13 protein-coding genes and 1 pseudogene are annotated in these 15,312 nt (G+C 68.3%); all 14 read right to left on the bottom strand.

Features of this window, described 5'->3' with window-relative positions; all coding sequences use genetic code 11:
• Positions 1–280 precede the first annotated feature (280 nt).
• Positions 281–2,263 carry a chemotaxis protein CheA gene (locus BIZ42_RS18500; RefSeq protein ID WP_070427315.1) on the bottom strand — a complete coding sequence of 661 codons (1,983 nt, stop codon included), beginning with the start codon at positions 2,261–2,263 and terminating at the stop codon, positions 281–283.
• A 45-nt stretch (positions 2,264–2,308) separates the two neighbouring features.
• Positions 2,309–2,674: a response regulator gene (locus tag BIZ42_RS18505; protein WP_019182916.1), complete on the bottom strand. Its 366-nt coding sequence runs from the start codon at positions 2,672–2,674 to the stop codon at positions 2,309–2,311.
• Positions 2,671–2,979 carry an STAS domain-containing protein gene (locus BIZ42_RS18510; RefSeq protein ID WP_019182915.1) on the bottom strand — a complete coding sequence of 103 codons (309 nt, stop codon included), beginning with the start codon at positions 2,977–2,979 and terminating at the stop codon, positions 2,671–2,673. The genes BIZ42_RS18505 and BIZ42_RS18510 overlap by 4 nt, the downstream gene beginning before the upstream one ends.
• 88 nt (positions 2,980–3,067) lie before the next feature.
• On the bottom strand, positions 3,068–4,219 hold the full coding sequence (locus tag BIZ42_RS18515; RefSeq protein WP_070427316.1) for a chemotaxis protein CheW: 1,152 nt from the start codon (positions 4,217–4,219) through the stop codon (positions 3,068–3,070).
• Positions 4,216–4,998: a ParA family protein gene (locus tag BIZ42_RS18520; RefSeq protein ID WP_070427596.1), complete on the bottom strand. Its 783-nt coding sequence runs from the start codon at positions 4,996–4,998 to the stop codon at positions 4,216–4,218. Before BIZ42_RS18520 ends, BIZ42_RS18515 begins: the two co-directional genes overlap by 4 nt.
• 170 nt (positions 4,999–5,168) lie before the next feature.
• Positions 5,169–6,014, bottom strand: a pseudogene (gene motD / locus BIZ42_RS18525) (flagellar motor protein MotD); the annotation flags it as partial.
• Between the two features lies 1 nt (position 6,015).
• A complete protein-coding gene (locus BIZ42_RS18530) occupies positions 6,016–6,756 on the bottom strand; it encodes a flagellar motor protein (RefSeq protein ID WP_019182911.1) in 741 nt (246 codons plus the stop codon).
• A gap of 79 nt (positions 6,757–6,835) precedes the next feature.
• Positions 6,836–8,689: a chemotaxis protein CheA gene (locus tag BIZ42_RS18535; RefSeq protein WP_070427318.1), complete on the bottom strand. Its 1,854-nt coding sequence runs from the start codon at positions 8,687–8,689 to the stop codon at positions 6,836–6,838.
• A gap of 5 nt (positions 8,690–8,694) precedes the next feature.
• Entirely contained in the window at positions 8,695–9,309 is a 615-nt protein-coding gene (locus BIZ42_RS18540; RefSeq protein WP_070427319.1) for a protein phosphatase CheZ, read from the bottom strand.
• Complete coding sequence (gene cheY / locus BIZ42_RS18545; RefSeq protein ID WP_019182908.1) at positions 9,309–9,701, bottom strand: chemotaxis response regulator CheY; 393 nt, start codon at positions 9,699–9,701, stop codon at positions 9,309–9,311. Before cheY ends, BIZ42_RS18540 begins: the two co-directional genes overlap by 1 nt.
• 16 nt (positions 9,702–9,717) lie before the next feature.
• On the bottom strand, positions 9,718–10,464 hold the full coding sequence (locus tag BIZ42_RS18550) for an RNA polymerase sigma factor FliA (protein WP_019182907.1): 747 nt from the start codon (positions 10,462–10,464) through the stop codon (positions 9,718–9,720).
• A complete protein-coding gene (locus tag BIZ42_RS18555; protein WP_019182906.1) occupies positions 10,461–11,348 on the bottom strand; it encodes a MinD/ParA family protein in 888 nt (295 codons plus the stop codon). The genes BIZ42_RS18550 and BIZ42_RS18555 overlap by 4 nt, the downstream gene beginning before the upstream one ends.
• Entirely contained in the window at positions 11,335–13,065 is a 1,731-nt protein-coding gene (gene flhF / locus BIZ42_RS18560; RefSeq protein ID WP_070427597.1) for a flagellar biosynthesis protein FlhF, read from the bottom strand. The genes BIZ42_RS18555 and flhF overlap by 14 nt, the downstream gene beginning before the upstream one ends.
• Before the next feature lie 149 nt (positions 13,066–13,214).
• Entirely contained in the window at positions 13,215–15,296 is a 2,082-nt protein-coding gene (gene flhA / locus BIZ42_RS18565) for a flagellar biosynthesis protein FlhA (protein ID WP_026070046.1), read from the bottom strand.
• Positions 15,297–15,312 lie beyond the last annotated feature (16 nt).

Here is a 15,312-nt window from a genome sequence, read left to right on the forward strand (position 1 = left end):
ACTTCGGATAGCGGCGTCGATCCGTTGCAACTTGATAGTGCGGCGTCACATTTTTTTCACGAGCCCAGCTGCGGTTCATCGGCCGCCGATGGTTGCTGTTGCAAGGGTTGCGGGCGGATGGGCCGTACCGTGGCGAACGGTTGGCAGGACAACCACGAGGGCGAGGCGCTCGATGAAGTTCACACTTTCCGGCCCATGCGCATGGGACCGAGCGCCCACGAACGAACGCCGCCGCTCCCGGGGGAGCGGCGGCGTCGGGACCAACGCGATGGCAGCGGCGTTACGCGGCCTGCGGCACCTTGAGCGAACGCACGAGGCCGCCGATGTCCACGATCAACGCGACCCGGCCATCGCCCAGGATTGTTGCACCGGACACGCCGCTGATCCGCCGGTAGTTGTTCTCGATGTTCTTGACTACCACCTGCTGCTGGCCGACCAGTTCGTCCACTTCCAGCGCGATCTTCTGGCCATCGCCCTCGACGACGACCACCAGCGGATCGTCCAGCGCGCGCCCGCCGTAGCCGTAGTACTCGCTGAGCGAGAGGATCGGCAGGTACTCGCCGCGGACGCGCAGCACGCGGCCTTCGCCCGCCATGGTGCGCACATCGTCGGCCTGCGGCTGCAGGGCTTCGAGGACGTAGGCCAACGGCAGGATCAGGGTTTCGCCGGCCACCGAGACGGTCATGCCATCCAGGATCGCCAGCGTCAGCGGCAGGCGGATCAGCACGCGGGTGCCGTTGCCGGCCTGGCTTTCCAGCTGCACCTCACCGCCCAGTGCCTGGATGTTGCGGCGGACCACGTCCATGCCGACGCCACGCCCCGACAGATCCGTGACGGCATCGGCGGTGGAGAAGCCCGGCTGGAAGATCAGGTCCCACACCTGCGCGTCGGTGGGGTTGTCCGGCACGCTCAGGCCACGCTCGAGCGCCTTGGACAGGATCTTGTCGCGGTTCAGGCCGCGGCCGTCGTCGCTGACTTCGATCACGATGTGCCCACCCTGGTGCGAGGCGGCCAGCGTGATCGTGCCGGTTTCGTCCTTGCCCGCCTCGCGACGCACGTCCGGCATTTCCAGGCCGTGATCGATCGAGTTGCGGACCAGGTGCACCAGCGGGTCGGCGATCTTTTCGATCAGGCCCTTGTCCAGCTCGGTGCCTTCGCCGATGGTGCGCAGGCGCACGTGCTTGCCCAGGCGCGAAGAGAGATCGCGGACCAGGCGCGGGAAACGGCGGAACACCGCATCCACCGGCAGCATGCGCACGCCGATGACCGCTTCCTGCAGATCGCGGGTATTGCGTTCCAGCAGGTCCAGCCCGGTCAGCAACTGCTCGGCCTGTGCCGGATCCAGTGCGTGCGAGACCTGCTTGAGCATGGCCTGGGTGATGACCAGTTCGCCGACCAGGTTGATCAGCGCATCGACCTTGTCCACGCTGACGCGGATCGAGGTTTCAGCTTCGTGTGCGGCGGTGGCCGGTGCTGCTGCGGCCGGTGCGGCGGGGGCGATGGCGGGGGCGACGGCAGGCTTGGCCTCGGCCGGCGCGCTGGTGGCCAGGCTCGGCGGCGCGGCCGGACGGATGTCCAGTTCGCAGTCGTCCACGACCCAGGCAAAGGTATCTTCGATCTTGCTGCGCGGCACCTTGCCGACCAGCCCCAGGTCCCAGGCCAGGTGCGCTTCGAGCGGATCAAGCTGGTCGAAGCCGGGCAGGCGGTCCAGGCGCGCGGCAACCTGCAGCGAGCCCAGGTGTTCAAGCTCGCGGATGATGCGCAGCGGGTCGTTGCCGCTCATGAACAGCGACGGTGCCGGCACGAAGCCGATCTGCCACGCCTCGGGCGTGTCATCGACCTTGGCGGCGGCGACCGGCGCCACGGCGGCGGCCTGCCCGGAGAGCACCGCTTCCAGGCGCGCCTTGACCTCGGCAACCGCCTGCGGGTCTGCCGCCTGGCCGTGCTCGGCTTCACGCAGCAGGGCGCGCAGCACGTCCACCGAGGCCAGCATCGCGTCCACTGCGGCCGGCTCCAGCGCGCGCTTGCCGGCACGCAGTTCGTCCAGCAGCGTTTCCAGCACGTGGGTCAGCGCGGCGATCGCATCGAAACCGAACGTGCCGGCGCCGCCCTTGATCGAGTGCGCGGCACGGAACACCGAGTTGATGATCTCCGGGTCCTGCTGTCCCGATTCGAGCGCCAGCAGGCCAGCTTCCATCGCATCCAGCCCCTCGCGGCTTTCTTCGAAGAAGGTGGCGTGGAAACGTTGCAGATCCATGCTCATGGTGCGGGGTGTCCGGTTGCGAGGGGAGGGAAAGGTGAAGCGGGATCAGCCCAGGACTTTCTGGACGGTGGCCACCAGCTGTTCCGGATTGAACGGCTTGACCAGCCAACCGGTGGCACCGGCGGCCTTGCCTTCGGACTTCTTGTCCGCAGCCGATTCGGTGGTCAGCATCAGCATCGGCGTGAACTTGTATTCGGCCAGCTGGCGCAGCTCACGGATCAGCGAGATGCCATCCATGTTCGGCATGTTGACGTCGGTGACCACCGCGTTGAAGCGTTGGCCCTTGGCACGCCCGAGGGCGACCGCGCCGTCTTCGGCTTCCTCGACGGAAAAGCCGGCCGAGGTGAGGGCGAAAGAGACCATCTGGCGCATCGACGCCGAATCGTCCACCACCAAGATACGTGCGCTCATGCAGCGTTCTCCACAGATTTCAGGTTGTCATGGGGTGCATCCAGGCCGAGGGCCTGGGTGACGCCGAGCAGTCGCGCGGCATCACGGAAGGTTGCGGTGCAACCGTGGAATCCGGTGGGATGCCCGGCCTTGCGGCGGGCCTCGACGAATGCGCACAGCACCTGCACCGAGGCGGTATGGATACGGCCGATCTGGCTGGCATCCAGCGTCAGATCGCCGGCCTGATCCACCAGGGGGGCCAAACGTGTTTTCAGCTCGGTGCTGGTCTCGATACCGAGATCATCACCCAGGGCCACAGTGCTCATCATTGCTCCGGACAAACGGTTCCGAGAGAGATAACGGCCCGAACCCACAAAGCTTTAGGGGCGGCGTGGGCGATCGCGTGGGTGCCGGTCAGTTCAGCAGCTGGGTCGCGTCCAGCAGGATCATCGGCTGGGCGCCGCACCGGGCCACGCCACGGAACAGGTCGTTGGAGATCTGGCAGATGCGGGCGGTATCGGGGGGCTCGATCTGGGAATCGGTGAGATTGGCGACATCCTCCACGGCCGATACGCGCAGGCCCATGGTCTCGCCGTTCTCCTCCAGCACCACGATGCGGGTGTTGGCGTCATTGCCGGCCGCACTGCTGCCCAGGTGGAGGCCCAGGTCCATTACCGGCACGACCTGGCCACGCAGGTTCATGATGCCCAGCATCGCCGGGGAGGTGCCGCGCAGGGGCAGCAGCGGCACGGGCAGGACCACTTCCTGGACCTTGAGCAGTTCAAGCGCGTAGGCCTGGGCACCGCAACGCAGACGCAGCCAGCGCGAGGTGCGCTCGCTGGCACGGCGGTTCTCGCGCGGGCTGGAGGCCGGGTCGCGTGCCTGGCGCTGCAGCTCTTCCCAGCTGCCGGGCCGGCTCTGTGCCAATGAGGGCGTGCCGGCACGGGCGCTGGTCGCCGCCGGCATGGGCGGCATCGAGGACATCTGCCGGGCAATCGGCGCGCGGGCCGCTGGCGCGGCGGCGGGTGGCGCGACAGGCTCGGGCAATTCGGCTGGCGTGCTGGCGCCTGCGGGCATGGGATCGGTTTCGTAGACAACCTCGGGCGGCAGGTCGTTCCAGCTGGGGCGCGCTTCTTCGGCGGGCGCGGGCATCGCGCCGCTGAGCAGCGGATCGTTGCGCAGTTCGTCGAGCAGGTCGTCGAATCCCGGTGCAGGCGCGCTGATGGCAGCCGAAGCTGCCTCGGCGTCCAGTGCAGCGCCCGCGGTGGGCAGCGTCATGGCGCCGCTCAGCAGCGGATCGTCGCGAAGCTCATCGAGCAGGTCACGGAAGCCTGGCGGGACAACCGGGTCGTCTGCCGCCGGCGCTGTACCAGCGGCGGTCTGTTCGTCGGTCGCCGGCGCCGCGTCGGCGCTGGCCGTTTCGACAGTCGCAGGCGCGGCGTCGAGGCCGCCGGTCGCTTCGACGGTGTCGGCCGTCGCGACGGCCACCGGTGACGCTGCCGGCGGCGGCATCGCGTCGCCAAGCAGCTGCTCCAGGTAATCGTCGAGCACGCCGGCGGTGTTCATGCCGCGCGCTCCATCTGCTGTGCATCGTCGGCCAGGATCCATTCCAGCGCGCGGCGATACGCGGCCAGGCCACGGCCGGGGTAATCCTCCGATTGCGGCGGCACGGTCAGGCTGGCGGCATTGCAGATGCGGGTATCGACCGGAATCGCGTCTTCCCAGACGCGATGGCCATGCTTGTCCTGCATCAGTTTGACGGTCTCGTTGCCGGCGCGGGTGCGGCGGTCGAACAGGGTCGGCAGGATCGACATCGGCAGCGCGCGGCGGCGCGAGCGCTCGACCATCTCGCCGGTGCGGACCATGCCATCCAGGCCATGCAGGGCGAGTGGCTCGGCCTGGGTCGGGATGATCAGGCGGTCGGCCGCGGCCAGTGCGTTGATCATCAACAGGCCCAACGTGGGCGCGCAGTCCAGCAGGATGTAGTCGTGCTGGCCCTGGTGACGGCCGAGCGCGTTCTGCAGGGCCAGGCCGAGGCCCGGCTGGTTGGCGCTGCGCCGTTCCAGCGTGGCCAGTGCCGCCTGTGCGCAGACATAGTCCAGGCCCGGGATGTCGCTGTGGCGGGCGAGGGTGGGCAGCTCGGCCGGCGGCGTGGCGAACAGCTCCAGCACACCCTGCGGCGGCGGATCCAACGGCACGCCGAAGGCGCGGGTCAGCGAGGAATGCGGATCCAGATCGATCAACAGCACGCGGTGGCCCTGCGTGGCCAGGCCGCGGCCGAGTGCGAGCGTCGTGGTGGTCTTGCCCACGCCGCCTTTCTGATTGGCAACAGCCCAGATACGCATGCGGTTCACTCCTTCATTGCGGGCGGAACGGCGGCGCCAACGCGGCTGCCGGCCGGCACCGGTGGCAACTGCACCGGTGCGATGGGGGTAACGGGGGTAACGGGGTTGCCGGCGCTGGGCGCCTTGGCGGCATCAGTGGCGTCGGCGTCGGCGCTGAGGCGGTCGGTGATCGGGTCGATGCTCTGCGCCGTGTCGGCCAGGATGATCACCATCACCCGCCGGTTGCGGTTGCGGCCTTCGGCGCTGGCATTGTCTTCGCGCGGGCGGAACTGGCCGTAGCCGACCATCGCCAGGCGTGCCGGCTGCAGGCCCTGGTCGGCGAACAGGTGCACCACGCTGGCCGCGCGTCCGGCCGAGAGCTCCCAGTTGGAGGGGAACAGCGAGGTGGCGATCGGGATGTTGTCGGTATGGCCTTCCACGCGTACGCCGTTGGGCGCGTCACGCAGCACTTCGGCCAGCTTGGAGAGGGTGTCGCGCGCGTGAACATCCAGCGTGGCCGAGCCGGTCGGGAACAGGATGTCGCTGTTGATCTCCACCTCGATCCACAGCTCGGTGCGGCGCACGGTGATCATGCCGCGTTCGATCAGCGGTGCCAGGGTGGCGGTGAGCTTGTCGGCGATGCCGTTGAGCTGGCGCTCGGCACGCTGCAGCTGTTCCTGGTTGCGTATCGAGACCGGCATGCGCATCTGCGAGGCCATCGCCGGCAGCAGGGTCGGGTCGTTGCTCGGTGCTGGTGCGGAGGGGCCGATCCGGTTTCCGGCCTTGATCACCGACGGGCTGTCCCAGCCACCGCCCTGGACCTGCTGGTTGCCGACCTGCACCGGGTTGATCGTGCGCGGCGCGCCACCGAAGGCGGTGGTCAGCGCATCGGCCATGATCCGGTACTTGCCTTCGTTGAGCGAGGAGATGGCGTACATCACCACGAAGAAGGCGAGCAGCAGCGTCATGAGGTCGGCATAGGGGATCGCCCAGGCCTCATGGTTGGCGTGCTCTTCGTGGTGCCTGCGGCGGGCCATGTCAGTGCAGGAACCCGGACAGGTTGGTTTCGATGTTACGCGGGTTCTCGCCCTGGGCGATGGAGATCAGCCCTTCGATGATCATCTCGCGGTCGCGGCTGTTGTGATGGATCACGCTCTTGAGCTTGGCCGAGACCGGCAGGAACAGCAGGTTGGCCGAGGCGATGCCGTAGATGGTGGCGGTGAACGCCGCGGCGATGCCATGCCCGAGCTTGCTCGGGTCGGCCAGGTTCTTCATCACCGCGATCAGGCCGAGCACGGCGCCGATGATGCCCAGGGTCGGGGCGTAGATGCCCATGCCCTCGAACACCTTGGAGGCGGCCAGGTCCTGGCTTTCCTGGCTGCTCAGTTCAATTTCCATCATGTGCCGGATGGTCTCCGGCTCCACGCCGTCCACCAGCAGTTGCAGGCCTTTGCGCAGGAACGGATCGTCCTGCGCATCCACCTGCGCTTCCAGGCCGAGCAGGCCCTGGCGGCGGGCGATGTTGCTCCATTCCACGATCTGCTGGATCAACTGGCGACGGTCACTGCTCGGCGGCCGGATCACCCAGCGCACGATCTTGAACGCATGCTTGAAGACTGCCGGCGAGGTGTGCAGCAGGATCGCGGCGATCGTGCCGACGATGACGATCACGAAGGCGGCCGGCGACCACAGCGACGCCAGACCGGCTCCCTTGAGGATGCTGCCGCCGACCAGCGAGGCCAACGCGAGGAATAGTCCAATGAGGCTGAGTCTGTCCATGGGTCCGTTATCGGCTTGTATGAATGGGACTTGAGACGCCGAAGGAATCCAGTGATGCGGCGGTCACACTTTCACGCGGTCAATCGTGGTGGGTGCGCAGTCCATCCACGTCCAGGATCAGCGCCATCCGGCCATCGCCGATCAGGGTGGCACCGGCATAGCCGCGCAGGCCACGCAGCGCCTTGGGCAGGGGTTTGATCACCACTTCCTCGCGGCCCCGCACCTGGTCGACCACCAGGCCGAAGCGGGCTTCGCCGGCCTGCAGCACCACGATGGTCAGCAGCGAGGAGGGCATCGGCTCCACATCCAGCCAGTGGCGCAGATCGACCAGGGCCAGCGTGTGCGACTTGCGGTCCAGCACGGCGCGACCATCGAACCAGCCCAGCGAGCTGTTGGGCGCATGCAGCACCTCCATCACGCGGGCCAGGGGCAGGGCGTAGACGTCTTCGCCGGCCTGCACCAGCAGGGTCGGCAGGATCGCCAGGGTGAGCGGCACGCGGATCATGAAGCGGCTGCCACGGCCCAGCTCGGACTGGATCTGGATCTGGCCGCTCAGCTCGCGGATGCGCGACTGGACCACGTCCATGCCCACGCCGCGGCCGGAGATGTCGGTGACCTGCTGTTTGGTCGAAAAGCCGGGCAGGAACACCAGGTGCAGGCATTCTTCGCTGCTCAGGCGAGCGGCCGCTTCCGGATCGATCAAGCCTTTCTCACGCGCCTTCTGGCGCAGGCGTTCGGGATCGATGCCGGCACCATCGTCCTGCACCTCGATGCTGACGTAGTCGCCTTCCTGCTGGGCCGACAGGCGCACATGGCCGCTGCGCGGCTTGCCCTGGGCTTCACGCAGCTCCGGCATTTCCACGCCGTGGTCGATCGCGTTGCGGACCAGATGCACCAGCGGATCGGCCAGTGCTTCGACCAGGTTGCGGTCCAGCTCGGTTTCGGCGCCGATCAGCTCCAGCTCGACTTCCTTCTTCAGCGAGCGTGCGACATCGCGGGCCACCTTGGGGAAGCGCGAGAACACCTTGCCGACCGGCTGCATGCGGGTACGCATGACCGCCGACTGCAGGCGCGCGGTGGCGATGTCCAGCGTGGACACCGCGCGGTCCAGTTCTTCATCGTGCAGGCGCGCACGCAGGGTCTTGAGGCGGTTGCGCGAGAGCACCAGCTCGCCGATCAGGTTGACGATCGCATCCAGGCGCTTGGTATCCACGCGCACGGTGTGTTCGGCTTCGGCGACCGGTTTGGCCGGGGCCGGCTTGGCGTTCGGCGCCGCCGGGGCGGCCACGGCGCGCGGGGCCGCGGCAGGCACGGGCGCAGCGCCAATGGCCTTGGCACCGGGAACGGCGCCGCCATGCAGCTGGTCAAGCAGGGCTTCGAACTCGTCCTCGCCAATCAGGCCGTCGTCCTTCTTCGACACGGCCACGGCGGTCGGCGCGGCGCCGCCATGCAGCTGGTCGAGCAGTGCTTCGAACTCATCATCGGTGATCAGCTCGCCACCGCCGCTGCCGGCGCTGGCGGCGCTGGCGGCAGCCGCGGGCGTCGGGGTGGCCGGACCGTTGACGTCGAACTGGGCGATCAGTTCCGGCGGGGCATAGCCCGGCTCGGTTCCGGCCGAGACCGAATCCAGCATCGACTGCAGGTAGTCCAGCGACTGCTGGGCCGCATCGAAGTGGTGCGCCTGCAGCGTGGCCTGGCCCGAACGCGCCATGCCGAGGGTTTCCTCGGCCGCGTGGCACAGCTCGACCATCGCCTGGATGCCGAGGAAGCCGGCACCGCCCTTGAGCGTGTGGAAGCCGCGGAACACGGCATTGAGCTGGTCGGCGTCCTGGGGCGCCTGCTCCAGCGACACCAGCTGTTCGCCGAGGCGGTCCAGGATTTCCTGGGCCTCGAGGATGAAGTCGGCAGCGATATCGTCTGGAACAGCACTCATGGTCGTTACAGTCCCAGGTCCGAGAGCAGGTCGTCGGCGTCGTTCTGTGACACCGCATGGCGATCCAGGCCGTTCACGGCCGGACCGGCCAGGCCGTTGTTGTCGCGCTTCTTCTCGTCTTCCTGCGGCGGCAGGCCGAGCGCACCGAAACCTTCATGCACGCGGCGCACGATCCCCACCACGCGGCGGATGATCTGGCCGGTGAGGTCCTGGTAGCTCTGCGTCAGCGCGATTTCGGTGAGATTGTGACGGATGCGGTCGAGCTGTTGGCCCTGGTCGGGCGTCAACCCGTTGGCGCGCAGCTGTTCGGTGAGCGAGCGACATTCCTCGGCCAGGTCCAGCGTGCGGTGGGTGGCCTGTTCGGTCATCGCCACCACGTGGTCCAGGCGCGCGCAGGCGTCATCCAGTTCGCCGGCTTCGCTGGGCAGGCTGGGCAGCTCGCCCAGGGCCTGGCCGAGTTCGCGGGCCAGGCGGTTCAGGCCGGCCATCATCGGCTGCGTGCGCAGCGCGGCGAGGGCGTCGATTTCCCGGCGCCAGCCGGCTTCGTCGCCACTTTCCAGGGCGGCCAGGGCATCCTGCAGGCGCTGCACCAGCGCGGATTTGTCGCTCAGGGTCTCCATCAGGCGCTCGCCGCCAGGCGTTCGAAGATCTTGCCGAGCTTCTCTTCCAGGGTCTGTGCGGTGAAGGGCTTGATGATGTAGCCGTTCACGCCGGCCTGGGCCGCTTCGATGATCTGCTCGCGCTTGGCTTCGGCGGTCACCATCAGCACCGGCAGGGTCTTGAGCTTGGCATCGGCACGCACGGCCTTGAGCAGGTCGATGCCGGTCATCACCGGCATGTTCCAGTCGGTGACCACGAAATCGAACGGCTGGCTCTGCAACATCGCCAGCGCGGCATGCCCGTCCTCGGCTTCGGCCGTATTGGTGAAGCCCAGATCGCCCAGCAGGTTCTTGACGATACGACGCATGGTCGAGAAGTCGTCGACGATCAGGATACGCATGTTCTTGTTCAAAGCACTTTCCTCGATTTCAATGGTTCTCGAGGCCGGCGTCTGCCGCCTCGAAGATCTTCAGCCGGCCCCGCAGGCGCAGCACGGCCTGGCCATGGATCTGGCACACGCGCGATTCGCTCACACCCAGTACGGCGCCGATCTCTTTCAGGTTCAGTTCCTGCTCGTAGTACAGCGACAGGACCAGCTGTTCGCGCTCGGGCAGCAGGCCGATCGCGTTGCCCAGCTCGCGCCCGAACTCGCCGCGTTCCAGCACCTGCTGCGGGGTCGGGCCGCCCTGGGCGACGGTGTCCAGCTCGCCCTGGTCTTCGATCCGCGATTCCAGGCTCAGCACCTGGCCGCGCGAGGCGTCTTCCATCAGCCGCAGGTAATCCGGCAGCGGCATGTCCATCGCGGCCGCCACTTCGGTGGCGCTGGCGGCGCGGCCGGTGCTCTGCTCGAGGCGACGGATGGTGGCGGCGGCATCCCGGGCACGGCGGTGGACCGAGCGCGGCACCCAGTCGCCCCGGCGGATCTCGTCGATCATCGAGCCGCGGATACGGATCGAGGCGTAGGTCTCGAACGAGGCGCCCTGGTCGGCGTCGTAGCTGCGCGAGGCCTCGATCAGGCCCATCATGCCGGCCTGGATCAGGTCGTCCACTTCCACGCTCGCCGGCAGGCGCGCGGCAAGATGGTGGGCGATCCGCCGGACGAGGTCCGAGTGCTGGGCAATGCACTCGTTGGCCGCGGTCCGCTGGACCTCTTTGTATTGTGCTGCGCCCTTCATACCGTCACCCCGCGTTGCTTGAGGATGCGTTCCAGGAAGAACTCGACCCCGCCACGCGGCTCGGTCGGGGCCTGCCAGCGGGCGGTGCGGCGCGCGATCTCGGTCAGCGCCAGGGCGGCCGGGCTCGACGGGTAGGCCTTCACCACCGGCTGCTGGCGCTGCACCGACAGGCGCAGCCAGTCATCCTGCGGCACGCAGCCCAGGTAGTTCAGCGAGACATCGGCGAGGAACTTCTCGCACACGCGGGATAGCTTCTCGTACAGCACGCGGCCTTCGTTCGGGTCGCGGACCATGTTGGCCACCACCTGGATCCGGTCCACGCCGCGCTCGCGCGAGAGCACCTTGATCAGGGCGTAGGCATCGGTGATCGAGGCCGGCTCGTCGCAGACCACCACCACGGTGTCCTGCGCGGCCTGGCAGAAGGTGAGCACGCCATCGGTGATGCCGGCGGCGGTGTCCACGATCATGATGTCCAGCTCGCGCTCGAGCTCGGAGAACACATTGACCAGGCCGACGTGTTCGGCCGGCTGCAGTTCGGCCATGTGGCGGCGGCCGGAGGCAGCCGGGACCACCAGCACGCCACCGGGGCCTTCCATGATCACTTCTTCCAGCGTGCAGCGCCCGGCGACCAGGTCGGCCAGGGTCACCTTCGGCTGCAGGCCCAGGATCACGTCGATGTTGGCCAGGCCGAGGTCGGCGTCCAGCAGCAGCGTGCGTTTGCCCATGTCTGCCAGCGCCACGGCCAGATTGGCCGAAACGTTCGTTTTGCCCACGCCGCCCTTGCCGCCGGTGACGGCGATGGTGCGGACCGGGCCCAGCGGCTGGCTTCGGGTAGCCGACAACGGGAAGGTCTTGGTCAGCTTGGCGTACTCACGCGACGGCATGGTTCAACTCCGGGTTGCAGGGCATATCGGCCGCGCGGCGCAAATCTTCAAGGCGAAGTACAAGATTGGCCGCACTGGCACGGTGCAGGTCTTCAGGAACGTCCTGGCCATCGGTGACCCAGGTGATCGGCAGGCGGTGGTCCACGGCCACCGACAGGGCGCTGCCGAAGCGGCCGGTCTCGTCCAGCTTGCTCAGCACCACGCCCTGCGGGTTGGCGGCGCTGAAGCGGCGGACCACCTCGTCCATGTCGCCGAAGCTGGTGTTGGCCGGCAGCACCAGCAGGGTGCGGATCTGCTGGGCCGCGCGCAGCCACTGCAGCTGGGCGGCCAGGGCGCGGTCACGCGGGCCCAGGCCCGCGGTGTCGATCAGGACCAGCTTGTAGTCCTTCAGGCGCTCCAGCAGTTGGTTCAGATCGCTGCCGCTGCTGGCCTCATGGACCGCGATGCCAAGCTGCCGGCCGAAGCCGTACAGCTGCTCGCGGGCGCCGATGCGGCCGGTATCGGTGGTGACCAGGGCGACATCGCGGGCCGCATGCGCCTCGGCGAAGCGCGAGGCCAGCTTGGCGATGGTGGTGGTCTTGCCGGCGCCGGTGGGGCCGACCAGGGCGATCACGCCGCCGGCGTCGAGCGGGTCGACCGGGGCGATCGGCAGCTTTTTGGAGAGCAGGCCGAGCATCAGCCCGCGGCCGCGGTGGGCTTCGGTGTCCAGCGGAATCTGCATGGCCACGTCGCGGCTGATGCCGGCATCGAAGCCGTACTCGTCCATCAGGTCCAGCGCGGCGGCGCGGACCGGCGAGCCGCGCAGGCGCTCGTCGGTGAAGCGGTTCATCTCGCGCTCGATGACCTGGCGCATGCCGGCCACTTCGTGACGCAGCTGGCGGATCTCTTCGTCATCACGCTGCACCACCACCAGTTCGGCGGCCGGCTGCGGCTGGGCCTGCGCCGGTTCGGCGACAACGGCGGGCGCCGGGTTTTCGGCACGCGCCTGGGCGACCGTGTCCGGCGCTGCCACGACGCTCTCGGCAGCAGGCAGGGCCGGCGGCACGGTGACGCTGACCGGCAGCGGCGGCATCGCCACGGCGGCGGCCGGCACGTGCATCTGGAAGTGCGGTTCGTCGTCCATCGGCGGGTCGATGACGAAGCGCGCGCGGTTGATCGGCGGGTTCACGGCCGCCACGGTGGGCTCGGCGACAAGCGGCTCAGGCTGCAGCAGCGCTGGCGACGCGGCCGCGGCCTGCTCGACATTGAACGGCGCGAAGATCTGCTCCGGCAGCGACGGTTCGTTGACGGCCGGGCCGACGCTGGCACGGGCCAGGGTGGCGGCGAAGCCACTGCTGCCCGGCGGCGGCACGATCTCGTTGGCGGTATCCAGGGTGCGACCGGTGGCGCCGACGGCGGCGCGGGCCAGCGCGGCGACGGCCGAGGTGGTCGCGGCCACCGGCTCGGGCGCGGCGACCGGGGCCCTGCGGCGGGTCACGGCGGCGATCACGGCATCGGCGGCGCTGCGCGGGCGCGGCACCGGCGGTGGGGCCACGTCCTTGCGGGCCGCTTCCAGCGCACGCTGCACGGCGCTTTCGTCATAGTTGGCCGCCGCCACGATTTCGACACCTTCCTCGATCCGGCGGTTGGACAGGATCACTGCGTCCGGTCCGTGTTCCTTGCGCACCAGGTTCATGGCCGAGCGCATATCGGAGGCGACGAAGCGTTTGATTTTCATGCTGTGGTACCGGGACTGGGGCGGCGGAGTCGTGGAAGGGAAACGCTGGTTGTCGGTGGTCTGCACGGTCAGGGAGTCCCTTTATTTCCTGCTGCGGTGAAATCGAATGAGGTGTCTGTTTTCTGTCGCGGTACCGTCGGGCGTCCGGCTCAACTGATCGTGCCGACCAGCTTCAACCGTTTGTCCTCGGGCACCTCGCTGTAGGCGAGTACGGACAGCGAGGGGACGCTGTGGCGTACCAGCCGTGCCAGCGCCGCACGTACCGGGCCAGGCACCAGCACGACCGCGGGCTCGTTCTTCGCTTCCTGCTTGCCGACACATTCGGCCAGGCTTTGATGCAGTCGCTCGGCGAGTCCGGGTTCCAGCGCGGCGCCGTTGCCCTGCGTGGACTCCTGCAAGACCCGTTCCAGTTGCGGGTTGAGGGTGAACACCGGCAGCTCCGGCGACATCCCGGCGATCTCCTGCACGATGAAACGGCCCAGCGCGTTGCGCACGGCAGCGGTGAGCACGGCCGGGTCCTGGCTGGTCGGCGCGCTTTCCACCAGCGATTCGACGATCTTGCGCAGCTGGCGGATCGGGATGCGCTCGATCAGCAGGTTCTGCAATACCCGCACCACGGCCGACAGCGGCAGCGACTTGGGTGTCAGGTCTTCGACGAGCTTGGGGGCGCTCTTGGCCAGGTTGGCCAGCAGCTGCTGCACTTCCTCGTGGCCGAGCAGCTCCGGGGCGTGCTCGCGGATCAGGTGCGACAGATGGGTGGCGACCACGGTGGCCGGGTCGACCACGGTGTAGCCCATCGATTCGGCATTGGCGCGCTGGTGCGGCTGGATCCAGGTGGCATCCAGGCCGAAGGCGGGATCCTTGCCGGCAATGCCTTCCAGCGTGCCCAGCGCACTGCCCGGGTCCAGCGCGAGTTCGCGGTCGGGATGGATCTCCGCGGTGGCCACCGGCACCCCGTGGATCAGCAGGCGGTACGCGGTCGCCGGCAGTTCCAGGTTGTCGCGGATATGCACCGAGGGAATCAGGAAGCCGATGTCGTGGGTGAGCTTGCGGCGCACGCCCTTGATCCGGGCCATCAGCTCGCCGCCCTGGTTCTTGTCCACCAGCGGGATCAGCCGGTAGCCGACTTCCAGGCCGAGCGGGTCGACCGGGCGCAGTTCGTCCCAGGTCAGCTCGGCGGTGGGCGAGGGCGCTGCACCGGGCAGGCCGAGGGTATCGGGGCGATTGGCGGCCGGGGAATCAGCCGCCGCGGCCTGGGCGGTGCTCTTCTTCCACGCCTTCCAGGCGATGAAGCCCAGGATGGCGGCCAGCGTCAAGAAGGCGACGTTGGGCATGCCCGGGACCAGGCCGACGACTGCAAGGATCGCCGCGGCGATGGTCAGTGCGCGGTACTGGCCGAATACCTGGCCCATCATGGCCTGGGCCATGTCCTGAGAGCGCGAGGCGCGGGTGACCAGCATGGCCACCGCCGAGGACACCAGCAGGGCCGGCAGCTGGGCCACCAGGCCGTCACCGATGGAGAGCAGGGTGTAGGTCGCGGCGGCATCGCCGAAGGGCATGCCATGCTGCAGCACGCCGACCGCCAGGCCGCCGACCAGGTTGATGAACAGGATCAGGATGCCGGCGATCGCATCGCCGCGGATGAACTTGCTGGCACCGTCCATTGCGCCGTAGAAGTCGGCTTCCTCGCGGACCTCCTCGCGGCGGGCCTTGGCCTCTTCACGCGTCAGCAAACCGGCGTTGAGATCGGCGTCGATCGCCATCTGCTTGCCGGGCATGGCATCGAGGATGAAGCGTGCGGTCACTTCGGACACGCGGCCGGCGCCCTTGGTGATCACCACGAAGTTGATGATGGTCAGAATCGCGAACACCACGATGCCGACCGCGTAGTTGCCGCCGATGACGAACTCGCCGAACGAGGCGATCACCTTGCCGGCGGCCTCGTGGCCGTTCTGGCCGTGCAGCAGGATCACGCGGGTGGAGGCCACGTTCAGCGCCAGCCGCAGCATGGTGGTGATCAGCAGCACGATCGGGAAGATGGTGAAGTCCAGCGGGCGCTTCACATAGACCACCGCCAGCAGCACCATCAGCGAGATGGCGATGTTGAAGGTGAACAGCGCGTCCAGCACGGGCGGCGCCAACGGCACCACCACCATCGCCAGCAGGGCCAGCACGATCAGCGGGGCACCCAGCCCGTGGCGGATCATGTCCAGCGCGCGGCGCGCGTTCATGCCGGCCGGCTGCGCG

The sequence above is a fragment of the Stenotrophomonas sp. LM091 genome (assembly GCF_001806305.1).
Classification (GTDB): domain Bacteria; phylum Pseudomonadota; class Gammaproteobacteria; order Xanthomonadales; family Xanthomonadaceae; genus Stenotrophomonas; species Stenotrophomonas bentonitica_A.